The sequence below is a fragment of the Gemmiger sp. An120 genome (assembly GCF_002160955.1).
Lineage (GTDB): Bacteria > Bacillota > Clostridia > Oscillospirales > Ruminococcaceae > Gemmiger_A > Gemmiger_A avium.
This window is the reverse complement of sequence record NZ_NFLN01000003.1, coordinates 51,172-66,285: the sequence shown is the minus strand read 5'-3', so window position 1 is coordinate 66,285 and position 15,114 is coordinate 51,172. Positions and strand designations below refer to the sequence as shown.

Sequence of the window (15,114 nt, the reverse complement as noted above, 5' to 3'; positions counted from 1 at the left end):
CGCGGCGGCTCGTTTATGCGTTTACCGAATCAATAGTTGTCGGTGTGGATCTCAAAGAAACTCTGGGAATACAGGCAGGTGGGGCAGACCTCCGGTGCGGCGGTACCCACTACGATGTGGCCGCAGTTGCGGCACTCCCAAACCTTCACCTCGCTCTTGGCAAACACCTGGGCAGTCTCCACATTGTGCAGCAGGGCGCGGTAGCGCTCCTCGTGGCGCTTCTCGATAGCCGCTACCAGGCGGAACTTGGCGGCCAGTTCGGGGAAACCTTCTTCCTCGGCGGTTTTGGCAAAGCCGTCGTACATGTCGGTCCACTCGTAGTTTTCGCCCTCGGCGGCATGCAGCAGGTTCTCGGCGGTGCTGCCTATACCGTGCAGTTCCTCAAACCACATCTTTGCGTGGGACTTCTCGTTCTCGGCCGTTTTCAGGAACAGCTCCGCGATCTGCTCGTACCCCTCGCTCTGGGCCACAGAGGCAAAGAAGCTGTACTTGTTGCGCGCCTGGGACTCGCCGGCAAAGGCGGCTTCCAGGTTCTTCTCGGTCTGGGTGCCGGCGTACTTGCTGGCGCCCTTGGCCGGGGCCTCCTCGATCTTCTCAAAGGCGGAGGCCGGCTGGCGGCAGACCGGGCAGGTGAAGTTTTCGGGCAGGCTCTCGCCCTCGTAGATGTAGCCGCAGATCTTGCATTTCCATTTGCTCATGGTGGTTTCTCCTTTCATGGTGGGGTTGGTGGTTTCCGGGCGCGGGGCCGCGTCCGGCCGTTTCTGAATCAGGCTGCTGCAGTCCTGATAATGGGTGTGCAGCATCTTTTCCGCCATCTCGCTGAGCGGACGGCCATAGAACGCCGCGTAAACCTCCTGGATTTCCGGGTTTTCGTGGCTGGTGCGCAGGGTCATGGCCTCGTCCCGCCGGTACAGGGCGGCAATCCGGCTCTTGCGGGTCTCGTCCGCGTTCTTCATCAGGTCCTTGGGCTGCCCGCCGCCGCCGATGCAGCCGCCCGGGCAGGCCATGACCTCCACAAAATGGTACTGCTTGCCGCTTTCTTTCATGCGGGCCAGGAAGTTCCGGGCGTTGGCGGTGCCGTATACCACCGCTACCCGCAGGGTGTGCTCGCCGATGGTCACCTGCGCCTCCCGTACGCCCTCGTACCCGCGCACCGGCGCCAGTTCCAGCAAAGCCTGGGGCGCTTTCTCGCCGGTCAGGTATTCGTAGGCGGTGCGCAGGGCGGCTTCCATCACGCCGCCGGTGTTGCCAAAGATCACACCCGCGCCCGAGGCCTTGCCCATCAGGGAATCGTAGGCCGAATCCTCCAGCGCGTTCCAGTCCACCCCCGCATCCCGGGCCCAGCGGGCCAGTTCCCGGGTGGTGATCACCTGGTCGGTATCCCGCATGCCGGGCACGCCGTGGTAATCGGCGGCCGCGTGCATCTCCTCCCGGCGGATCTCAAACTTTTTGGCAGTACAGGGGGTTAGGGCCACATGCATGATCTTCCGGGGATCCAGCCCCATCTTCCGGGCAAAATAGGTCTTTACGGTGGGGCCCTGCATCCCGATCGGGCTTTTGGCGGTGGACAGGTGCTCCAGCAGTTCCGGCGCGTAGATCTCTGCAAAATGCACCCAGCCGGGGCAGCAGCTGGTAAACTGCGGCAGCGGCCGGTCGCCCTGGGTAATGCGCCGGATCAGCTCACTGGCTTCTTCCACAATGGTCAGGTCAGCGGCAAAGTTGGTGTCCAGCACGTAGTCCACGCCCAGCGCCCGCAGCAGCGCCACCATTTTGCCCTCCACAAAAGCGCCGGGCTCCATGCCGAATTCCTCGCCCAAGGCGGCACGCACCGCCGGGGAGGTGCTTACCACCACCACACGTTCCGGGTCAGCCACCGCCTGCCGCACGGCGGGGACCTCGCCCCGTTCGGTGATGCTGTCTACCGGGCAGACATTGGCGCACTGCCCGCAATAGATGCAGATCGCCTTGCCGCCGGTTTCCTCCAGTGTGTAGCTTCCGTGTACGCCCATCAGGTTGGTGCAGGCTTCTTTGCACATGCCGCACCGGATGCATTTTTCCTCCCAGCGCAGGATGCTGGGATTGTCCGCCTCAATGGGCACGCGGACGGATAAGGGCAGATGTTCCAGTTTGTTCACGTTCCTTTCTCTTGTTGGTCTTTTCTGCACTCCTCACACAGGTACAGCAGTTTCAGATCGTAGGCCAGGATGGAAAATCCCACCTGCCGCTCCAGCTGGGCGGTCAGATCGCCCAGGTCAACATCCAGCAGCCGGCCGCAGCGCTTGCACACCAGGTGGTCGTGGCGCAAAATCCGGTCGTACCGGTCGGGGGAGCCCTCCACCGATACCTTGCGGATACGGCCCTCTTTCCACAGGCGGTTCAGGTTGTTGTACACCGTGGCCAGCACCACCTGGGGGCAGCTTTGCCGCAGCTGTTCAAAAATCTGCTCGGCGGTCATGTGGCTGCGGGAATTCTCCACAATCTCCAGAATTTTCTTTCCGTATTCAGTCACAAACATCAACACCAATTTAGAATGATTCTAATGATAGTATAGCTTGTTTTTGTGCAAAGTCAAGAGGTATGTACTAAAAATGTCGGATAAAACAAAAAATGTGACCGCCCGGCAGTCACAAAACTGCAGAGCGGTCACAAATTCTTGGAAAAATATTACTCGTTTTCTCCGTCGCGCATAGGATAGCGCTGCTGGGCTATCTGGAAGTCCAGCCAGTTGCCGTGGGTGTAGTACCAGTAGAACGCCAGCGAACTCAGCCCCCAGGTGAGGGGATAGACCCAGTACACCATCTGGATGCTGTGGGTCAGCGGCACAGTGATCATCAGGAAGGTCACCCGGATCAGGCACCAGCACACCATCATCACCAGCATGGGAATCATGGATTTGCCCGCGCCGCGCAGCACCGCCGCGATGGAATGGGAATACGACAGCAGACAGTAGAACAGCGCCGAGGTGCGGGCCTTGTCGGTGCCAAAGCGCACCACCTCCGGCGTGGAGTCAAAGGCGGCGATCAGCTGCGGGGCAAAGATAAAGATCAGAACGCCGATCACCTCGGCCAGCGACACCGCCGCCAATACCCCGAAGCGTACCCCCTTGCGGGTGCGTTCGTATTCCTTGCCGCCCAGGTTCTGGCCCACAAAGGTGGTCAGCGCCATGGTAAAGCTGTTGATGGGCAAGAAGCCGAAGCCCTCTACCTTGGCGTAGGCGCCGTAACCGGCCATCGCCATCTCACCGAACGAGTTCACGTTGGACTGCACCAGTACGTTGGCAAAGGCAATGATGGAGTTCTGCACACCGGAGGGCAGGCCGATCCGGATGATCTCTTTTAAATAGTAGCGGTCAAAGCAGAGCTTGCGCAGATCCAGCCGGTAGGCCTCCCGGCTGCGCATCAGGTGCCACAGGCACAGCAGCGCGCTGATCGCCTGGGAGATCACGGTGGCCAGCGCCGCGCCGCCCACGTTGGTGTGTACGAATTCGACGAACACCACGTCCAGCACCAGATTGACCACCGAGGAAACAATCAGGTAGTACAAAGGATGGCGGCTGTCGCCCACCGCTTGCAGGATGCCCACCAGAATGTTGTACATCACAAAAAACAGCGAGCCGGAAAAATAGATGCTCAGGTAGCTGACCGACTGGGGCAGCACGCTTTCCGGTGTGCCCATCCAGATCAGGATCTGGGGCGAGAAGGTCACGCCAAGTATCGTCATGATCACACCGGCCACCAGGCCGAACGCTGTGGTGGTGTGCACGGCACGCTGCACAGCGGCGGAGTCCCCGGCGCCGTACAGCCGGGCAATCACCACGCCCGCGCCGCCGGCGATGCCGCTCAGAAAGCCGATCAGCATAAAGATCAGGCTGCCGGAGGAACTTACCGCGGCCAGGGCGCTGCTGCCCAGAAAATTGCCCACGATCAGCGAGTCCACCGTATTGTACAGCTGCTGAAAAAGATTGCCCAGAAACAGCGGAAACGCAAAAAAGACCATCCGTTTCCAGATGGTACCGCTGGTCATGGGCTCCACGGTTCTTGCCATTGCAGAAACCTCCCCCTAACACCGCAAAATAAGACAACTTTACCTATTATACGTGTTTGCGCCCCGTCATGCAAGGCATAGCGGAAAATCCGGTCAAGACGCCCGCCGCGGCGTCTTGACAATCCATTCGGTAAAAGCGTATACTAAAGTGTAATTTTGCGGCGAAACGCGGCGGATGGTTTCCGCTGCCCGCCGTAACTGGGAGGCAAATCATGAATCCCCTGATTCTTCAGTCCGATTTCGGCTATGCGGACGGCGCGGTCAGCGCCATGTACGGTGTGGCCCAGGGTGTCTGCCCGGAGCTGCGCGTCTTTGATCTGACCCACGACATTCCGCAATATGACATCTGGGAAGCCAGCTACCGGCTGATCCAGACCGTAAGCTACTGGCCCAAGGGCAGCGTCTTTGTCAGCGTGGTGGACCCCGGCGTGGGTTCCACCCGGCGCAGCATCGGCGTCAAGACCGCCGAGGGGCAGTACATCATCACCCCGGACAACGGCACCCTGACCCACATCAAGCGAATGTGCGGCATCGTGGAAGCCCGGGTAATCGATGAGAGCATCAACCGGCTGCCCAACTCCGGCGAGAGCTACACCTTCCACGGGCGGGACATCTACGCCTATACCGGTGCGCGCCTTGCCTCCGGTATCATCACCTTTGAGCAGGTGGGCCCCGCCGTGCCGGTGGACAGCGTCATCGAGCTGCCGGTCATCGAGGCACGCAGGGAAGAGGAAACCGTCACCGGCACCATCGACGTGCTGGACGTGCGGTTCGGCTCTCTGTGGACCAACATCTCCCGGGAACTGTTCGCCCAGCTGGGCATCCAGCACGGCGGCCGGGTAGAGGTGACCATCACCAACGACACCCGCACCCTGTACAAGAACATCATGGTCTACGCCAAGAGCTTTGCGGATGTGAACGTGGGCGAACCGCTGCTGTACATCAACAGCCTGGACTGCGTGGCCGTGGCCATCAACCAGGGCAGCTTCTCCAAGGCCTACAACATCGGCACCGGCATCACCTGGCGCATCACCCTGCGCAAGGCGCCCCGCATCGTCTACGAATAACCCCGGCCCGGCAGAGCCCTGGCTCTGTGGCAATATACATCTTTCATTGTGTGAGGAGTTGTACGCTATGAAGAATTTTTCCATCAAGACCGTTGTGGCGGTCGGCATCGGCGCAGCCCTGTTCTTCGTTCTGGGCCGTTTCGTGGCCATCCCCAGCGGTATCCCCAACACCAACATCAGCCTGCAGTACGCCATCCTGGGCATGCTGGCCGCCATGTACGGCCCGGTTGCCGGCGGTCTGATCGGCCTGATCGGCCACACCCTGATCGACCTGTCCTGGGGCGGCAGCCCCTGGTGGAGCTGGGTCATCGCCTCCGCTCTGGTGGGCGTGATCGTGGGCCTGACCGCCAAGAAGCTGGCCCTGAACGAGGGCGACTTCGGCAAGAAGAAGGTGGCCCTGTTCGCCGGCTTCAACGTGCTGGCCAACGTGATCGCCTGGATCGTGGTTGCCCCCAGCCTGGACGTGCTGATCTATGCCGAGCCCATTGAGAAGGTCTATTCTCAGGGCGTGTTTGCTGCCATTGCCAACAGCCTGACCGCTGTGATCGTGGGCGCCCTGCTGGTGGCTGCCTACTGCAAGACCATCGCCAAGAAGGGTTCTCTGGACAAGGAGTAATCCGGTCCCCCGGCAAGCGCGGCCTGCCGTGTTTGCCAAAAGGGAAAAGCTGTGGGAGAGGACCTTGCGGGCCCTCTCCCATTTGCGGTTTATGCCCGGCTGCCGTTTGCGGCGCGCGGCCGTGCCGTTTCCCTCTCTGATTCTATACATGGAGGAGCCCGTGCCATGAACACGCCCATTATTTCCTTTCGGGATTATACCTTCCAGTACCGCGCGCAGGCGCGTCCCACCCTGTACAACATCAATCTGGACATCTATCCCGGCGAAAAAATCCTGATCGCCGGGCCGTCCGGCAGCGGCAAGTCCACCCTGGCCAGCTGCATCAACGGCCTGATCCCGTTCAGCTATCCCGGCGAATCCACCGGCGAGCTGATCGTGGACGGTATGGAGGCCAAAAAGCAGAGCATTTTCCAGCTGTCCAAATCGGTGGGCACCGTTCTGCAGGACCCGGACGGCCAGTTTATCGGCCTGACCGTGGCGGAGGACATTGCCTTTGCCCTGGAAAACGACTGTGTGCCCCAGGCGGAGATGCACGCCACCACCAAGCGGGTGGCGGGGCTGGTGGACGTGGCCCATCACCTGGACTACGCGCCCCACGAACTGTCCGGCGGGCAGAAACAGCGGGTCAGCCTGGCGGGCGTCATGGTGGACGCGGTCAAGATCCTGCTGTTTGACGAGCCGCTGGCCAACCTGGACCCGGCCGCCGGCAAGCAGACGATTGAACTGATCGACCGCATCCAGAAAGAAACCGGCACCACAGTGCTGATTATCGAGCACCGTCTGGAAGATGTGCTCTGGCGCAGCGTGGACCGGATCATCCTGATGGACGAGGGCCGTGTGGCCGCCGATCTGCGGCCGGACGAGCTGCTGGCGGGCAGCCTGCTCACCGAAACCGGCATCCGGGAACCCCTCTATCTGACCGCGCTGAAATATGCCGGGGTATCCATTACCCCGGAGAAAAAGCCCGCCCACCCGGATACTCTGGTGCTGGATGAGGCCGACAAGGAACAGGTGCGCCGCTGGTTCCAGGCGGTGCAGCCCGCGCCTGCCCCGGAAGAGCAGCCGGTATTGCTGGAGGTGCGGGGGCTGAACTTCGGCTACACCAAGGACCGGCCCACCCTGCGGGATATCTCCTTTACCATCCGGAAAGGGGAGATGGTCAGCATTGTGGGCCGCAACGGCGCGGGCAAATCCACCCTGTCCAAGCTGGTGTGCGGCTTTGAAACCCCGGATTCCGGCCAGATCTTCCTGGACGGGCGGGATATTTCGGATGACAACATCCGTACCCGTGCCCGCCGCATCGGTTATGTGATGCAGAACCCCAACCAGATGATCTCCAAAACCATGATCTTTGACGAGGTGGCCCTGGGCCTTGTGCACAGCGGCATGCCCGCCGATCAGGTCCGTGCCCGGGTGGAGGACACCCTCAAGATATGCGGGCTGTATCCGTTCCGCAACTGGCCCATCTCGGCGCTGAGCTTCGGCCAGAAAAAGCGGGTGACCATCGCCAGCGTGCTGGCCCTGGGCCCGGAGGTCATCATTCTGGACGAGCCCACCGCCGGCCAGGACTTCCACCACTACACCGAGATCATGGAGTTTTTGCGGGGCCTGAACGAGCAGGGGGTCACGGTGCTGATGATCACCCACGACATGCACCTGATGCTGGAATATACCCCCCGGGCGCTGGTATTCAGCGACGGGCACCTGATCGCCGACAAGAGCGCCGCCGAGGTGCTCTGCGATCCGGCGCTGGTGGAGCAGGCGGCCTTGAAAGAAACCAGCCTGTTCACCCTGGCGGGCCGCTGCGGCATCGCCCCGCCGGAACAGTTTGTCCAGCGGTTCATTGACTACGACCGGGAGGTGCGCGCCCATGGCTGCTAATACCGTTCTGAATTATCTGCCGCGCAAGAGTTTTGTGCACCAGCTTACCGGCACCACCAAACTTGCCTTTTTCCTGCTGTTCACCTTTGCCAGCATGATCACCTACGATACCCGGGTGCTGATCGGGCTGATGCTCATCAGCTTTGCCGCCTTCCGGGTCAGCCATATCAAGCTGCGGGAAGTGCGGTTCATGCTGGTGTTCATGCTGATCTTCCTGATTCTGAACAACGTATTCATCTACCTGTTCAGTCCGGAGCAGGGGGTGCAGATCTACGGCACCCGCCATGTGATCGTGCACCTGTTCTGGCGGTACACCATCACCTGGGAACAGCTGTTCTACACCCTGAACATCTCGCTGAAATACTTTGTGGCGCTGCCGGTGGCGATTCTGTTCATCTCTGCCACCAACCCCAGCGAGTTTGCCGCCAGCCTGAACCGGATCGGCGTGTCCTACCGGGTGGGCTATTCGGTGGCCATCGCCCTGCGGTATATCCCGGATATCCAGCGGGACTACCACAGCATCAGCCAGGCCCAGCAGGCCCGCGGCATCGAGCTGGGCAAAAAGGAAAAGCTGCTGGCCCGGATGAAAAACTCGGTGAACATCCTGCTGCCGCTGATCCTGTCCAGCCTGGCCCGGATCGACACCATCAGCAACGCCATGGAGCTGCGCGGCTTCGGCAAAAAGAAAAAGCGCACCTGGTATGTGGCCCGGCCCTTCGCCCGCAATGACTATCTTGTGCTGGGCTTCGGTGTCCTGCTTCTGATTTTAAGCCTGGTCATCACCTTCTGGGATGGCAACCGGTTCTACAATCCCTTTGTATAAGCTGCAAAACCGCCTGTTCCTGTAGGGGAACAGGCGGTTTTTTGTCGAAAATTTCTGCTGTGAAAAGTGGCATAAATCCGTTGAATCCCCTTTTATACTGTGCTATCATACAAAAGTGTGAGTGTATTGTTCGGCGGTGGTTGTTCTGCGTTCCAAACCGGCGCGGTAAGCGGGGCCCGGCCGCAAAGGGGAGGTATCGTGTTGGAATATCGCTGCGAAGAAAACGATAAATCGGTGCGCACCGCTGTGGAAACGTTTCTGCACCGGTACTTCTGGCTGCGGGACGTGGAGGGAACCCTGGCCCTTGTTCCGGATAACGTATACAGTATCGGTACCGGCGAGGGCGAGGTGGCGCTGGACAAGCAGGCCATGCGCCGCCTTCTGGAACAGGAAACCGCCCTTATGTCCGATCCGATTGCCTATGAAATAACGGCATATTCCCAGCGGCAGCGCGCGCCGGGTGTATGGGATTGCTTTTGCGCGCTGCGGCTGCACCTGGAGGCAGAGGAGGGTACGCAGGCGGAATACAGCATCCGCCTGACCCTGGGCATGCGTGAGCAGGACGGCCGGATTTTGCTGGATACCCTGCATGCCTCGGAACCCAGCCACAGCCAGGAAGAAGGGGAGTTCTTCCCCATCAAGTTTATTTCGGAGGGCAGCGGCCAGGTGAACCGCAAAACCCAGCGGGAGCTGCTGGAAATCATCGAGCAGATCATGCCGGGCGGTATCATCGGCGGCTATCTGGAACCGGGGTTCCCCTTGTATGTGGCCAACAACAGTCTGCTGCAGATGGCCGGCTATGGAAGCTACCCGGAATTTGAAGAGGACATCGGGGGGCTGGTGATCAACAGTATCCATCCGGATGACCGGGATCTGGTAAACCGGGAAGTGGAAAAAGCGCTGGCAAACGGGGACCAGTATGAGATTGAGTACCGGATGCTCTGCCGGGACAAAAGCAGCATCTGGGTGCATGACATCGGCCGGCGCACCGTTGCGTTGGACGGGCGTCAGGCCATCATCAGCGTGCTGACCGATATTTCCGAGCAGGTGCACCGCACCGCCCATCTGAAATGGGAGGCTTCCAGCGACCCTCTCACCGGCATCTACAACCGCAAGGCCGCGGAGGAGCAGATCCGCCACGCCATGCAGGCCTGCACCAGCTATTTGTTTGTCATGTTCGATCTGGACAACTTCAAAAAGGTAAACGATACCTATGGCCACCAGCAGGGGGACGTTGTGCTCAATGCCTTTGTGCGGCAGATGCTGCATACCTTCCGGCGCACCGACATTGTCTGCCGCCTGGGCGGGGACGAGTTTGCGGTCTTTATCCCTGATCTGTACGACGTGCAGGCAGTAAAAAACAAGATCGAATCGCTGATCAGCGCCTACCAGCAGATGATGGAAACCGATTGGCCCAGTGCCCGCGCGGCGCTGTCCGCCGGTGGAATTTACAGCCAGACACCCCGCAGCTTTGCCGAGTTGTACAAGCTGGCGGATGATGTGCTGTATGAGGTGAAAAACGAAGAAAAAGGCCGGGCCAAAATCCTCGAGATCTGACCGGCAAAACAGCCATCCCCGAAGCGACTGCCGGGCCGGGGATGGCTCTTTTTTGCGTCCGGGGGCGTTGTGTTCCCGCTTGCAAACGCCCCAGTGCCTGAAATTTGGCTGTGATAAAATAGAAACAATATATTGACTTTTGAATGCGGCGGATATACTATATATAGTGCATTCGCCCGACATCTTTAGAAGGAGTAACGCTATGAACGTACGCAAGCGCAGCGGCAAGGTCGTGCCTTTCGACGCCGAATTTATCCGCCGGGCCGTCACTCTGGCGGCAGCTGCCGCCGGGGAGCATGACCCCCAGGCGGTGGACCATATCACCGATTCCGTCACCGAGCGGCTCAAACTCACCGGCCAGGAGATTCTGGACATCGAGAACATCCAGGACGCTGTGGAAGAGACCCTGTTTGAACAGAAATACTACCGCACCGCCAAGGCCTACATCCTGTACCGGATGCAGAAAGAGAAAGAGCGCACCAGCGCTGACTGGAAAGAGGGCATCCTGAGCCGGGAGTTCCTCAGCCCCTACAAGCATGCCCCCAACCCGATGGAGCAGCTGGGCGCGTTTGTGTACACCCGTACCTATTCCCGTTACCTGCCCCATCAGGGCCGCCGGGAATTCTGGTGGGAAACCGTGCGCCGCGCGGTGGAGTACAACGCTTCGCTGGCCCCCACTTCCCGGGAAGAAGCAGAAAAGCTCTACGATAATATCTACCATTTGCGTCAGTTTTTGTCCGGCCGTACCCTGTGGGTGGGCGGCACCCCGGTGGCCGAAAAGTACCCCATGGCCAACTACAACTGCGCCTTTACCGTAATCGACGACTTCACCGCCTACCATGACCTGTTTTACCTTCTGATGGTGGGCAGCGGCGTGGGCGTCCGGGTGCTCAAGTCCGATGCGGAAAAGCTGCCCGCGGTTCGCACCGACCTGCAGATCCTGCACAAGTCCTACGACCCCGTCCCGGCCAGCGAGCGTCTGGAGTACACCAACCTGACCTTCACCCGGGACACCGCCACCCTGGCCATCGGCGACTCCAAGGAGGGCTGGGCCCAGGCGCTGACCCGCTACTTTGAACTGCTCACCAACCGGGAGTACGAGGGCATCACCACCCTGGTGGTGGTCTACGACTCCATCCGTCCGAAGGGCGAGCGCCTCAAGACCTTCGGCGGCACCGCCAGCGGTTCCGGCTCCATGATGGCCATGCTGGACAAGATCCACAAGGTGGTCACCGGCGCGGGCGCCCGGGATTCCGCGGTCCGCACCCGCCTGCGTCCCATCGACCTGCTGGACATCGCCAACATCATCGGCGAGAACGTGGTGTCCGGCGGCGTGCGCCGCACTTCCGAGATCGGCCTGGTGGACGCGGACGACGAGACCTGCATCCAGGCCAAGAGCAACCTGTACCGCCAGGTCAACGGCCACTGGGAGATTGACAAGAGCATCGCCCACCGGCAGATGAGCAACAACTCCATCTTCTACCGGGAAAAGCCCACCCGGGAAAAGCTGCACTGGCACCTGCAGCAGATGCGCTACTCCGGCGAACCGGGCTGGATCAACGAGGAGGCGGGCCTGAAGCGCCGCCCCAACTTCTGCGGCTGCAACCCCTGCGGCGAGATCCTGCTGGACTCCAACGGCCTGTGCAACCTGACCACCGTCAACGTGATGGCCTTTGTGGACGAGTACGGCACCCTGGATAAAGAGGGCCTGCTGGAGGCTCAGCGCCTGTCCGCCCGGGCGGGCTACCGCATGACCTGCCGGGAACTGGAAATGTACCGGTGGGACCGGGTGCAGAAGCGGGACCGCCTGCTGGGCTGCTCCCTTACCGGCTGGCAGGATATGGTCAATGCCACCGGCATGAGCCGGGAGGAACAGGCTGCTCTGCTGGATGAGATGCGCGCCGAGGCCCACAAGGCCGCCGACGAGCTGGCCGACCGTCTGGGCGGCAACCATCCTCTGCTGGTAACCACCCTCAAGCCGGAGGGTACCCTGTCGCTGCTGCCCACTGTGTCCAGCGGCGTGCATTACTCCCATTCTCCCTACTACATCCGCCGCGTCCGGATCACCGCCACCGACCCGCTCTGCCGCGTCTGCGAGGATCTGGGCTACCCCGTCCTGCCCGAGGTGGGCCAGGACCCGGAAGACCCCACCACCAAGGTGCTGGAGTTCCCGGTCAAGGCGCCTGCCGGCCGGGTCAAGGGGGATGTGTCCGCCATTGAGCAGCTGGAAAACTACAAGCTGTTCATGGAGCACTATGTGGACCACAACTGCTCCATTACCGTCCATGTGCGGGATAACGAGTGGGACGATGTGGAACAGTGGGTCTGGGATCACTGGGACGACGTGGTCGCCCTCTCCTTCCTGAGCTACGACGACAGCTTCTATGATCTGCTGCCCTATGAGGAGATCACCAAGGAAGAGTACGAGCGCCGCCGCGCCGCCATGCGTCCCTTTAATCCCTCGCTGCTCTGCCGCTATGAGCACGAGGAGACCGAACTGGACATCGGCGCCTCCGATTGCGTAAACGGCGTCTGCCCCATCCGATAAGTTTATCTGTCCGCTTGCCGCGGCGTTTCCGCTTTGGGAACGCCGCGTTTTTTTGTTGGGAAAAAGGCCGCAAAAATCGCTTGTGCAGCCGGTCTGGATTTGCTATGATGGGGGCAGCGGGCGGGGAAATCCCGCCGCCCTTTTCGAAGGAGGAATTGGTATGTACAGCACAGACGCTATCCGCCCCGATCCCCGGGCCGTTCTGCAGGGGGATACCTGGCGGATCACCGTTCTTACCCCCCGGCTTGTCCGGCTGGAATACAGCCAGACCGGCCAGTTTACCGACAGTGCCACCCAGCTGGCGGCCGACCGGCATTTTCCGCCCGCCCCGTTCCGGGTATCGGAGTGCGGCGGCAGCCTGCAGCTGACCACCGAGTTTCTGCGCCTGACCTATGACAAAGGCCCCTTTTCGTCCACCGGCCTGACCATCCAGATCACCGGCAAGGACAGCCTGTATGCCTCGGTGTGGCACTATGGGGACGAACCCCATGACCTGGGCGGCACCGCCCGCACCCTGGACGAGGCAGACGGCGCCATCCCGCTGGAACACGGCGTGCTCTCGGCGGACGGCTGGTCGGTGCTGCGGGATACCGGCAGCGGCCTGGTCAATGAGGAAGGCACCATCTCGCCCCGGCCCGACCCCACGGCGGAGGACCTGTACTTTTTCGGCTACGGGCGGGATTATCTGGCCTGCCTGCGGGACTTTTACCGGCTTACCGGCCCGGTGCCGCTGCTGCCCCGGTATGCCTTGGGCAACTGGTGGAGCCGCTATTACCGCTATACCCAGAGCGGTTACCTGGCCCTGATGGATCGGTTCCGGCAGGAGCAGATCCCCTTTACGGTGGCGGTGATCGATATGGACTGGCACGTCACCGAGATCGATCCCCGGTACGGCACCGGTTGGACCGGCTTTACCTGGAACCGGGAGCTGTTCCCCGACCCGGAGGCATTTTTGCAGACGCTGCACCAGCAGGGGCTGCGTACCACTCTGAACCTGCACCCCGCCGAGGGCGTGCGGGCCTGTGAGGACTGCTATGCGCCCTTTGCCGCCTTTATGGGCACCGATACCGCCCATGAGGACCCGATCCCGTTCCTCCCCGCCGATCCCAAATTCATGGGAGGCTACTTCCGGTTTGCCCTGCACCCGCTGGAAGAGCAGGGGGTGGATTTCTGGTGGATCGACTGGCAGCAGGGCACCAACTCCGGCGTGGCCGGGTTGGACCCGCTCTGGCTGCTCAACCATTACCAGTACCAGGACAGCGCCCGCCGCCATGCCCGGGGGCTGATCTTCTCCCGCTATGCCGGGCCGGGCAGTCACCGGTACCCCATCGGCTTTTCCGGCGATACCATCGCCACCTGGGATTCGCTGGCGTTCCAGCCCTATTTCACCGCCAACGCCTCCAACATCGGCTACGGCTGGTGGAGCCACGACATTGGCGGCCATATGCGGGGCGTCAAGGACGACGAGATGGCCCTGCGCTGGCTGCAGTTCGGTGTGTTCTCGCCGATCCTGCGGCTGCACAGCACCAACAACGAGTTCAATTCCAAGGAACCCTGGCAGTATGAGGAATCCATCGCCCGCCGCATGAAGCAGTTCCTGCGGCTGCGCCATCGGCTGATTCCTTATCTGCACACCATGAACCGCCGGGCCAGCGAGGAGGGCGAGCCCCTCTGCCAGCCCATGTACTACAAAGCCCCCTACGCACGCGAAGCCTACGCCGTGCCCAACGAATATTGGTTCGGTACCGAGCTGGTGGCCTGCCCCATCACCGAGCCGGTGGACCGCCATACCCGCCTGGCCCGGTTCAGCGCCTGGCTGCCGGAAGGGGAGTGGACCGACCTGTTTACCGGTCTGCGGTATCACGGCGGCCGCAAACTGGATTTGTACCGCCCGCTGGATTCCATCCCGGTGCTGGCCAAAGCGGGCGCACTTCTGCCGCTGGACGGCCGCACCGAGGGCAACCGGTGCGACAACCCGGACACCATGGAACTGCGGGTATTTGCCGGGGCGGACGGCGCGTTCTCCCTCTGGGAGGACGACGGCGAGGACGACCGCTTCCAGCCCGAACACTGGGCCGAGACCCCCATCACCTTTGCCTGGGGCGAGGACGTCTGCCTGACCATCCATCCCGCCAAGGGCAACCGGGCTTGCCTGCCGGCGGCGCGCAGCTGGCGGGTGGAGGTGTTCGGCCTTTCCGCCAATGCTCCGGCCACCCTCTGCGAGCAGAACGGACAGACCCTGCCGCTTGCCGGGGAATACCGGCCCGAAACCGGCAGCTGGGTCTGGCAGCTGCCCGCCGCCGCGCCGGATGCTTCGCTTACTCTGCGGCTGACCGGCTGCACAGCCGGGGACAACCAGGTGGAAGACCGAGCGTTCCGGTTGCTGCACAACGCCCAGATTTCCTTTGACGAAAAGTCCGCCGTGATGGATACGGTGCGCCGCCTGGGCAGCCAGGGCGGCGGGGTGGTGCTCAGCCAGCTGCTTACCCTGGCTCTGCCTCCCCAGCTGACGGGCGCGCTGGCCGAACTGCTCACCGCGCTGTAAAACACAAAAAAGGAACGGCTTTTCCGTCCGGAA

The 15,114-nt window shown here is 61.5% G+C and carries 10 protein-coding genes; 7 read left to right on the top strand and 3 right to left on the bottom strand.

The features are described from left to right. Positions 1-29: 29 nt before the first annotated feature. The 3 genes from rbr to B5E65_RS03655 form a co-directional block, all read right to left on the bottom strand. Positions 30-2,135: a rubrerythrin gene (gene rbr / locus B5E65_RS03665; protein ID WP_343286384.1), complete on the bottom strand. Its 2,106-nt coding sequence runs from the start codon at positions 2,133-2,135 to the stop codon at positions 30-32. After that, entirely contained in the window at positions 2,132-2,509 is a 378-nt protein-coding gene (locus B5E65_RS03660; protein WP_087170615.1) for a Fur family transcriptional regulator, read from the bottom strand. The genes rbr and B5E65_RS03660 overlap by 4 nt, the downstream gene beginning before the upstream one ends. Positions 2,510-2,664: 155 nt before the next feature. Beyond that, entirely contained in the window at positions 2,665-4,044 is a 1,380-nt protein-coding gene (locus B5E65_RS03655; protein WP_087170424.1) for an MATE family efflux transporter, read from the bottom strand. A 212-nt stretch (positions 4,045-4,256) separates the two neighbouring features. On the opposite strand from B5E65_RS03655, the gene B5E65_RS03650 reads away from it, so the two are divergent. The 7 genes from B5E65_RS03650 (at position 4,257) to B5E65_RS03620 (ending at position 15,081) form a co-directional block, all read left to right on the top strand. Further along, the gene (locus tag B5E65_RS03650) at positions 4,257-5,111 is read left to right on the top strand and encodes an SAM hydrolase/SAM-dependent halogenase family protein (RefSeq protein WP_206406274.1); all 855 of its coding nucleotides are present in this window, start codon (positions 4,257-4,259) and stop codon (positions 5,109-5,111) included. A gap of 67 nt (positions 5,112-5,178) precedes the next feature. Continuing rightward, positions 5,179-5,727 (top strand): ECF-type riboflavin transporter substrate-binding protein, encoded by a 549-nt coding sequence (locus B5E65_RS03645; RefSeq protein WP_087170422.1) that lies wholly within the window; start codon positions 5,179-5,181, stop codon positions 5,725-5,727. 165 nt (positions 5,728-5,892) lie between these two features. Continuing rightward, positions 5,893-7,608: an ABC transporter ATP-binding protein gene (locus B5E65_RS03640; protein ID WP_087170421.1), complete on the top strand. Its 1,716-nt coding sequence runs from the start codon at positions 5,893-5,895 to the stop codon at positions 7,606-7,608. Beyond that, on the top strand, positions 7,598-8,431 hold the full coding sequence (locus B5E65_RS03635; protein WP_087170420.1) for an energy-coupling factor transporter transmembrane component T family protein: 834 nt from the start codon (positions 7,598-7,600) through the stop codon (positions 8,429-8,431). Before B5E65_RS03640 ends, B5E65_RS03635 begins: the two co-directional genes overlap by 11 nt. Before the next feature lie 201 nt (positions 8,432-8,632). After that, positions 8,633-9,988 (top strand): GGDEF domain-containing protein, encoded by a 1,356-nt coding sequence (locus B5E65_RS03630; protein WP_143402965.1) that lies wholly within the window; start codon positions 8,633-8,635, stop codon positions 9,986-9,988. Positions 9,989-10,190: 202 nt separating this feature from the next. Beyond that, a complete protein-coding gene (gene nrdJ, locus B5E65_RS03625; protein ID WP_087170418.1) occupies positions 10,191-12,536 on the top strand; it encodes a ribonucleoside-triphosphate reductase, adenosylcobalamin-dependent in 2,346 nt (781 codons plus the stop codon). Between the two features lie 160 nt (positions 12,537-12,696). Next, positions 12,697-15,081, top strand: coding sequence for a glycoside hydrolase family 31 protein (locus B5E65_RS03620; RefSeq protein WP_087170417.1), 2,385 nt, complete (start codon positions 12,697-12,699; stop codon positions 15,079-15,081). The last annotated feature ends 33 nt before the right edge of the window (positions 15,082-15,114 follow it).

Bases quoted from the DNA above. Each gene is read 5' to 3' on its own strand.
- B5E65_RS03655 (WP_087170424.1), bottom strand. From the start codon at position 4,044: ATGGCAAGAACCGTGGAGCCCATGACCAGCGGTACCATCTGGAAACGG.
- B5E65_RS03645 (WP_087170422.1), top strand. From the start codon at position 5,179: ATGAAGAATTTTTCCATCAAGACCGTTGTGGCGGTCGGCATCGGCGCA.
- B5E65_RS03650 (WP_206406274.1), top strand. From the start codon at position 4,257: ATGAATCCCCTGATTCTTCAGTCCGATTTCGGCTATGCGGACGGCGCG.
- B5E65_RS03620 (WP_087170417.1), top strand. From the start codon at position 12,697: ATGTACAGCACAGACGCTATCCGCCCCGATCCCCGGGCCGTTCTGCAG.
- B5E65_RS03640 (WP_087170421.1), top strand. From the start codon at position 5,893: ATGAACACGCCCATTATTTCCTTTCGGGATTATACCTTCCAGTACCGC.
- nrdJ (WP_087170418.1), top strand. From the start codon at position 10,191: ATGAACGTACGCAAGCGCAGCGGCAAGGTCGTGCCTTTCGACGCCGAA.
- B5E65_RS03635 (WP_087170420.1), top strand. From the start codon at position 7,598: ATGGCTGCTAATACCGTTCTGAATTATCTGCCGCGCAAGAGTTTTGTG.